This window comes from Mycobacterium sp. 1245852.3, assembly GCF_001669335.1.
In the GTDB taxonomy this organism is placed as follows: Bacteria; Actinomycetota; Actinomycetes; order Mycobacteriales; family Mycobacteriaceae; genus Mycobacterium; species Mycobacterium europaeum_A.
Genome location: NZ_LZLL01000294.1, coordinates 1 through 871, shown reverse-complemented (window position 1 = coordinate 871; position 871 = coordinate 1). Strand labels below are relative to the sequence as shown.

Annotated in this window: 1 protein-coding gene and 1 pseudogene; both read left to right on the top strand. The window is 66.1% G+C overall.

What is annotated here, in order from left to right; all coding sequences use genetic code 11:
- The coding region (locus tag A9W96_RS13350) for a glycosyltransferase (protein ID WP_369830830.1) at positions 1–558 on the top strand (558 nt) is incomplete at its 5' end.
- 97 nt (positions 559–655) lie between these two features.
- A pseudogene (locus A9W96_RS13345) lies at positions 656–871 on the top strand (TylF/MycF family methyltransferase); the annotation flags it as partial.

Sequence of the window (871 nt, the reverse complement as noted above, 5' to 3'; positions counted from 1 at the left end):
CGGATCGCGTCGGGAACACCGCCGATTTGCTTCGGCTCGGGCAGCATCGCGCTCGAATCGCCCGCCGACACGGTCACGATGATCGCCGCGGCATGCGCGCGGCTGGGCGAGCGGGCGCTAATTTGCTTCGGCGGCACCGACTTCAGCGACGTGCCACAGTTCGACCACGTCAAGTCGGTAGGCCCGGTCAACTACGCGACGATCTTTCCCGCCTGCCGCGCCATCGTTCATCACGGCGGCTCGGGCACCACGGCGGCGGGCCTGCGGGCAGGCATTCCCACGCTGATCCTGTGGACGGCGGGTGATCAGCCGATGTGGGGGTCGCGCGTCAAGCGGTTGAAGGTCGGTACGTCCCGGCGGTTCTCGGCATCTACGCCCGAAACCCTCGTCGCCGACCTGCGCAAAATCCTCGCGCCCGAGTACCTCACTCGCGCCCGTGAGCTCTCCACCCGAATGAGCAAGCCCTCCGAGAGCGCAGGTCACGCCGTCGATCTGCTGGAGGAATTCGCTCGCTCCGGGCGCTGCGTCCCCGACGCTCAAGCTGGGCGAAGTCGCTGAGCCGCCGGTGACCGATACACTGCGAAACGCGTTGACGGCGTCGAGGGACGTCTAGGCTCTCAACCGGTAGTACTGGCATGCGGAGTAAGGGGCAGTTTTGGCCGTGACCGATCACGACACGCGGTTTGCATACCTCGATCTGCTCCGGCGTGACCTCACCAGGTATGGCAGCGACGAGCTGGTTCCGGTCGGGTTGTACCGCCTGGGTCGTCCCCTGTTCAGCACCCGCAACTTGATGCTCGTGCGGAAGCGTCCGTTCAACAAGCAGGCGCGTGATTTCGGCCTGGACTGGCCCGCGGATGCCCTGACCATG